Source organism: Amycolatopsis sp. lyj-346 (assembly GCF_046548975.1).
Taxonomy (GTDB): Bacteria; Actinomycetota; Actinomycetes; order Mycobacteriales; family Pseudonocardiaceae; genus Amycolatopsis.
In genome coordinates this window covers 426,800-433,374 of sequence record NZ_JAJPWT010000006.1, presented here as the reverse complement: position 1 = coordinate 433,374, position 6,575 = coordinate 426,800, and the positions used below count along the sequence as shown (strand labels likewise).

The window sequence follows — 6,575 nt, the reverse complement described above, 5'->3', positions numbered from 1 at the left end:
GCCTCAACGTCCGCTTCATGGGCATCAACGACCAAGCCCTCATCTCCTACCTCGTCTCCGCCTACTACTCCGCCGCCGTCCTCGTCCCCGACGCCCTCGCCATCCTCGAAAACGCCGAAATCGGCCGCTGAACCGCGGGAAACCGAAACTTTCGAAATTGCTGCCGCTTCGAAAGTTTCGGAACTCGCCCCCTTCTTGACGACGGAAACGAAACGGTCCTACCGTTTTCACATTCGTTTCACGGAAGGGAGCACCCCCGTGCCCGGTTCGCGGCTCCGCCCTGCCCTCGTCCTGCTGGTGACCACGCTGCTCGCCGCAACCGGAATGGTCACGGTGGCCTCCGGCGCCGCCGCGGCCGTCGAGGACGACGGCGCCGACTGCCCGGTTTCGCTGCCCGCCTCGTTCCCGTCGACGGCCAAGCTCCCCGATCCGTTCAAGAAGATCGACGGCACGCGCATCACGTCGAAGTCCGACTGGCGGTGCCGCCGCGCCGAGATCAAGAAACTGGCGGAACGGACGATCTACGGCCAGAAACCGACGAAGCCGGCCGGCGTCACCGGGAGCGTCTCGGCCACGAACATCACCGTGAACGTCAGCGAAAACGGCCGTAGTGCCAGTTTTTCCGCGGGTGTTCAGCTGCCGAGCGGAACGGGACCGTTTCCCGCCGTTTTCGTCGTCGGCGGGTTCGGCGCGGACACCGCCACGATCAGGGCGTCCGGCGCCGCCGTCATCAGTTACGACCCGTTGGCCGTCGGCAAGGAAGGGACCCCGCGGAACAACAAGCAAGGGGCGTTCTACAGCATTTACGGCTCCTCGAGCGGCACCGGGCTGCTGGCGGCCTGGGCGTGGGGCGTGAGCCGGATCATCGACGTCCTCGAGCAGTCGGGCAGTCAGTTGCTCAAAGTGGACGCGCTGGGCGTCACGGGCTGCTCGCGGTACGGCAAGAGCGCCTTCGCGATCGGCGTGCTGGACCAGCGCATCGCACTGACCATGCCGATCGAGTCCGGCACCGCCGGCGTCCCGGCGCTGCGCGCGATCGCCGGGGAAAGCGGGTCGCAGGGGCTGGGCAACGCCTACGGGGAACAGCCGTGGTTCGGGGACGCGTTCAGCGCGTACACCGGTAATCCGGCCGGGCTGCCGGTCGACACGCACGAACTGGCCGGCCTGGTCGCACCGCGCGGGCTGTTCATCATGGAGAACCCGCACATCGACTGGCTGGGCGCGCGTTCCGGCAGTGTCGCCGCGCTGGCCGGCGCGGAGGTGTACAAGGCACTCGGCGCGGGCGGCAACATCACCTACTGGTCCGACGTGCAGGACGGCACCCACTGCGCGGCCCGGCCCGAATGGCGGACACCGTTGCAGCAGCACATCCAGAAGTTCCTGCTGAAGACCGGCAGCGCGGCCGGGACGTTCCGGATCTCGGCGAAGAAGGCCGGGAACCTCGCCGAGTGGCGGGACTGGGCGACGCCGACCCTGACCGACGGCCCCGGCACGTCCACGACTCCCACCACGCCGACAACCCCGACGACGCCGACGAGCCCGGCGGGCGGTGACTGCACCGCGGCCGTATCGGTGAACCAGTGGCCGGGCGGGTTCGTCACGACGATCCGCGTCACCGCCGGCTCAGCCCCGCTGACGGGCTGGGCGGTGACGGCGAACCTCCCCGCGGGCGCGGCGATCACGTCGGTGTGGAACGCGGGCCGCAGCGGCACCACCGGCACGGTCCGGTTCACGAACACCGGCAACAACGGGACGCTCCCGCCGGGCCAGTCGACGGAGTTCGGTTACCAGGGCACGGGAACCGGCACGGGCACGACGGCGAGCTGCGCGACGGCCTGAGCGGAAGTCAGAGCACGAACCCGGTCGGGAACGGGTCGTCCGGGTCGAGCAGGTAGGTGGCCGTGCCGGTGATCCAGGCCCGGCCGGAGAACTCGGGGACGACCGCCGGCACGCCACCCACCGTCGTCTCGGCGACCAGCTCGCCCGTGAACGTCGTACCGATGAACGAAGAGTTCTCGAACGGCGTGTGCAGCGGCAGTTCGCCGCGGGCGTGCAGCTGGGCCATCCGGGCGGAGGTTCCCGTGCCGCACGGCGACCGGTCGAACCAGCCCGGGTGGATCGCCATCGCGTTCCGCGACGCCCGCGCGTCCGAACCCGGGGCGAGGAACTGGACGTGCTTGCAGCCGCCGATCAGCGGGTCGTCCGGGTGCTTCGGCGGCCGCTGCTCGTTGATCGCGGCCATGATCGACAGCCCGGCCGCGAGGATCCGCTCCTTCTCGGCCCGGTCGAACGGGATGTCCACTTGGGACAGTTCGAGGATGGCGTAGAAGTTCCCGCCGTACGCGAGGTCGTAGCGGACCTCACCCAGGCCGGGCACGGAAACCACGGCGTCGCGCTCGGCGAGGAACGACGCCACGTTGCGCAGCTTGACCCGGGTCGCCCGACCGTCGCGGACGGAAACCTCGGCGTGCACCAGCCCGGCCGGGGTGTCCAGGCGCACCACCGTCGTCGGCTCGGTCACCTCGACCATGCCCGTCTCCACCAGCACCGTCGCCACGCCGATCGTGCCGTGGCCGCACATCGGCAGGCAGCCGGACACCTCGATGTACACCACTCCCCAGTCGGCGTCTTCCCGGCAGGGCGGCTGCAGGATCGCGCCGCTCATCGCCGAATGGCCGCGCGGCTCGTTCACCAGGAACTGCCGGAGGTGGTCCAGGTGCGCCATGAAGTAGCGGCGGCGCTCGGCCATCGTGGCCCCCGGGATCGGGGCCACGCCGCCGGTCACCACCCGGGTCGGCATGCCCTCGGTGTGCGAGTCGACCGCCGTGATCGCGCGCGAAGACCGCATCTACGCCACCCCCAGCGCGGCGAGTGCGCGGCCCATGTCGGCGCGGACCTGCTCGCGGTGGACGTCCGAGAGCGGGCCACGCGGCGGGCGGCACGGCCCGCCGCGACGGCCCACCATGTCCATCCCGAGCTTGATGGCCTGGACGAACTCCGTGCGTGAGTCCCAGCGGAACGCGGCCACCAGCGGTTCGTAGAGCGCCCTGGCCTCCTCGAGCTTGCCCGCCGTGGCGAGCTCGAACAGGCGCGCCGACTCGGCCGGGAACACGTTGGGGAACCCGGCGAACCAGCCCGTGGCGCCCATCAGCAGGCTTTCCAGGACGACGTCGTCGGCGCCGCCGATCACGGCCAGCCCCGGCGCCCGCTCGCGGATCTCCAGCACCCGGCGGACGTCGCCGGAGAACTCCTTGACGGCCACGACGTTGTCGATCTGCGCGATCTCGGCCAGCAGGTCCGGCGTGAGGTCGACCTTGGTGTCGAACGGGTTGTTGTAGACCATCACCGGCAGCCCTGCCGACGCGACCGCCTCGAAGTGGGCGAGCACCTCGCCGCGGTTGGCGCGGTAGAGCGTCGGCGGCAGGCAGAGCACGCCGTCCGCGCCGTCCTCGGCCGCCGCCTCGGCCCAGTACCGCGCCTGGTGCGCGCCGGGGCCGTGGACGCCGACGACGACGATCCCGTCCGCTCCGACGGCCTCGATCGCGGTGCGGGCGACGCGGCGGCGTTCGTCGTCGGTGAGCGAGGAGTACTCGCCGAGGGAACCGTTCGGGCCGACGCCGCGGCAGCCGTTGCCGACGAGCCACCGGCAGTGTTCGGCGTAGGCGTCGTAGTCGACGGCCAGCCCGGCCGGCGCGGCGTCGTCGGCCCGGTACGGCAGCGCGGCGGCGACGACCACGCCGCCGAGGTCGCGGGTGCTCATGCGCACACCTCGCTGACGCTCGGTGCGGCCTGAGCCGACGGCGCAGCGTTGAATGATTCGCTCGCAAGCTCACTCATGGGAACTCCTTCGGATCGGCGAGCTCGCCCAGGCGGATCGGCTGGGCGATCGGACGGTGATGCCGCTCGGTGCCTCCACAGAGGTCGGCGACGGCGGGGCCGCACATCCGGCCCTGGCACGGGCCGAGCCCGGCGCGGGTGCCGAGCTTGAGCGCGTGCGGGCCGGGCGCGGCCGGATCCGCGGTGGCAGCCTTCAGGTCGCCGTAGGTGGTTTCCTCGCAGCGGCAGACGACGGTGTCCTCGCGCAGCCAGCCGGGCCACGCCGCGCCGATCGGATGGGCCGCGGCGAGTAGGCGAGCGAAAGCGCGCGCGTGGTCACGATTCTTGGTCAGTGCGCGGCTCGGTGGTTTCCCGGCGGCGGCCCACCCGGCGACCGCGCCTTCCGCCGCGGCGGCCACCGAACCGCCGATGCCGGTGATCTCCCCCGCCGCGAACACCCCGGTCACGCTGGTGGCCTGGTCGTCGCCCACCCGGACGTAGCCGCCGTCGAGGGCGCAGCCGGCCGCGACGGCCAGTTCGGGTTGCGGCACGAAGCCGTGTGCGACGCAGAGCGCGTCGACCTCGTAGGTGCGTTCGGTGCCGGGGACGACCGACCAGTCCGCGCGGACGCGCGCGGTGACGGCTTCGCGGATCCGGTCGTCCCCGCGGGCTTCGACCACGGCGCGGCCCATGCGGTACGGCACGCGGTGCCGGGCCAGCGTGCCGGCGTAACGAACCAGTTCGTTCATCTTGCCGACGTGCGCCGCTGCGCGCCACGACCATCCCTTGAGGACAGTGCGCGCCGGGTTCGCCTCCAGCACGGCGGCCACTTCGGCGCCGACGTTCAGGAGCGATTCGGCGACCGGCAGCAGGAACGGCCCGGCTCCGGCGACGAGCACCCGCCGCCCGGCGGCGACCCGCTCGCCCTTGGCCAATGCCTGCGCGGCACCCGCGGTGAACACGCCGGGCAGCTGCCAGCCGGGGAACGGCAGGACGCGGTCGTGCGCGCCGGTGGCCAGGACCAGCGCGTCGGGTTCGAGGGTGCGCCGGCGCCGGTTCGTCCCGTCGGCCGGCCCGCGCAGCACGTGGACCCGCTTGCCTTCCAGCGCCCAGACCGTGCTTTCCGGCCACCACGTGCACCGGTTCAGGAGTGCTTCGAACCGGTCCGAGGCTCCCCGGTGGTACTGCCCGCCGGGTCCGTCCGCCTGGTCCAGGACGGTGACCTCGGCCCCGGCGGCGAGCGCGTGCCCGGCCGCCGCGAGCCCGGCGGGCCCGGCGCCGACGATGACGACGTGCGTCACGCGCCCTCCTCCCGCGACTGGGTCCGGATCTCGTCGCCGTCGACGGCGCGACGGCGGCAGGCGCGGACGTCGGCGACGCCGTTGACGGTGAGCAGGCAGTCGAAACAGGCGCCGATCCCGCAGAAGACCCCGCGCGGCGCGCCGGACCGCGTGGTGCGCCAGGACAGCCGGCCGGCGGCGAGCAGCACGCCGGCCACCGTCTGTCCCGCGACCCCGGGCACGGTCTCGCCGTCGACGGTGATCGCGATCGGCCGCCCGGTCACGCCGGCACCGCCGGACGGTCCACCCGGAACTCTTCCACCGGCATCGACGGCGGCGCCCCGGTCAGCAGTTCGCGCAGCAGCCGGGCCGTCCCGACGCTCAACCCGATTCCCGCCCCTTCGTGCCCGGTGGCGTGCCACAGGTTTCCCAGCCGGAAGTCCTCGCCCAGCACCGGCAGGTGATCGTCGACGTACGGCCGGAAACCGCCGTACGCGCGCATCACCGCGGCGTCGGCCAGCGCTGGGAACAGCCGGACCGCCTTCGCCGCGATCGCACCCAGCACGTCCGGCCGGATCGTGTCGTCGAAACCCACGCGGCGGCGGGACGAGCCGATCAGCACCGTGCCGCCCCAGGTCGACTCCACCACCGCCGACGTCTGCAGTTCGCCGCTGCCCGTGCCGACCGCGCCGACGTAATCGGCGTCGTAGACCTTGTGCCGCACCACACCCGGCATCGGCGTGGTCACCAGGACCTCGCCGCGGCGGGGCCGGACCGCGATCGGCGCACCGAGCCGGGCGGACACGGGGCCCGACCACGGTCCGGCCGCGTTCACCACGACGTCCGCCTCGACCACTTCACCGGCCACGAGCACCCCGGTGATCCGGCCGGCCCGGACCTGCGCGCCGGTGACCTCGGCTTCGGTGCGCAGCCGGGCGCCGTGGCGCAGCGCCGAACCCAGCAGGACGAGCGCGGCCGCGGCCGGTTGCACCTGGGCATCCTCGGGGTAGCGGACGGCGGCGGTCAGCTCCCGGGTCAGCGCGGGCTCGGCCGCCGCGACGTCCGCCGCGGAGAGCCGCTCGGTGCGCACGCCGGCCCTGCGCTGGGCCTCGGCGAACGCGAGGAGCGTGCCGGCCCCGGCATCGGTGGTGGCCACGACGATGCCGCCCTTCGGGTCGAACTCCGTCGCGGCGGCCGCCCGCGGGTCGTCGTCGGCGATCTCGGCCAGCACCTGCGGCCACAACCGGGCCGACAGCTGCGCGAGCGTCAGTTCGGCACCCGGTCCCTTGTCGGAAACCAGGAGGTTGCCTTCACCGTGCGACGTGGTGCCGCCAGCGGGCCGGCCACGGTCGAGGACCAGGACGTCTAAGCCGGCCAGCGCGAGTTCCCGCGCACACGCCGCGCCGATGATTCCCGCCCCGATCACCACCACCCGCGTTCGGTTCATCGACCCTCCAGCGTTCGGTATAGCGAACGATA

The 6,575-nt window shown here is 72.7% G+C and carries 6 protein-coding genes and 1 pseudogene; 2 read left to right on the top strand and 5 right to left on the bottom strand.

Annotation, left to right across the window (positions count from 1 at the left end):
* Window positions 1–131, top strand: a pseudogene (locus ACLJQE_RS21785) (hypothetical protein); the annotation flags it as partial.
* A gap of 127 nt (window positions 132–258) precedes the next feature.
* Window positions 259–1,839 (top strand): cellulose binding domain-containing protein, encoded by a 1,581-nt coding sequence (locus tag ACLJQE_RS21780; protein ID WP_410641145.1) that lies wholly within the window; start codon window positions 259–261, stop codon window positions 1,837–1,839.
* Window positions 1,840–1,846: 7 nt separating this feature from the next.
* Here the strand turns inward: ACLJQE_RS21780 and ACLJQE_RS21775 are convergent, their stop codons facing one another.
* The 5 genes from ACLJQE_RS21775 to ACLJQE_RS21755 form a co-directional block, all read right to left on the bottom strand.
* Window positions 1,847–2,848, bottom strand: a complete 1,002-nt coding sequence (locus ACLJQE_RS21775) for a proline racemase family protein (RefSeq protein ID WP_410641144.1) — start codon at window positions 2,846–2,848, stop codon at window positions 1,847–1,849.
* A complete protein-coding gene (locus tag ACLJQE_RS21770; protein WP_410641143.1) occupies window positions 2,849–3,760 on the bottom strand; it encodes a dihydrodipicolinate synthase family protein in 912 nt (303 codons plus the stop codon). It lies immediately after the preceding gene.
* 73 nt (window positions 3,761–3,833) lie between these two features.
* Window positions 3,834–5,117 carry an NAD(P)/FAD-dependent oxidoreductase gene (locus ACLJQE_RS21765; protein WP_410641142.1) on the bottom strand — a complete coding sequence of 428 codons (1,284 nt, stop codon included), beginning with the start codon at window positions 5,115–5,117 and terminating at the stop codon, window positions 3,834–3,836.
* Window positions 5,114–5,380 (bottom strand): (2Fe-2S)-binding protein, encoded by a 267-nt coding sequence (locus ACLJQE_RS21760; RefSeq protein WP_410641141.1) that lies wholly within the window; start codon window positions 5,378–5,380, stop codon window positions 5,114–5,116. Before ACLJQE_RS21760 ends, ACLJQE_RS21765 begins: the two co-directional genes overlap by 4 nt.
* Window positions 5,377–6,543, bottom strand: coding sequence for an NAD(P)/FAD-dependent oxidoreductase (locus ACLJQE_RS21755; protein ID WP_410641140.1), 1,167 nt, complete (start codon window positions 6,541–6,543; stop codon window positions 5,377–5,379). The genes ACLJQE_RS21760 and ACLJQE_RS21755 overlap by 4 nt, the downstream gene beginning before the upstream one ends.
* Window positions 6,544–6,575: the final 32 nt, after the last annotated feature.

Coding starts and splice junctions, on each gene's coding strand:
- ACLJQE_RS21770 (WP_410641143.1), bottom strand. CDS start 3,760: ATGAGCACCCGCGACCTCGGCGGCGTGGTCGTCGCCGCCGCGCTGCCG.
- ACLJQE_RS21755 (WP_410641140.1), bottom strand. CDS start 6,543: ATGAACCGAACGCGGGTGGTGGTGATCGGGGCGGGAATCATCGGCGCG.
- ACLJQE_RS21775 (WP_410641144.1), bottom strand. CDS start 2,848: ATGCGGTCTTCGCGCGCGATCACGGCGGTCGACTCGCACACCGAGGGC.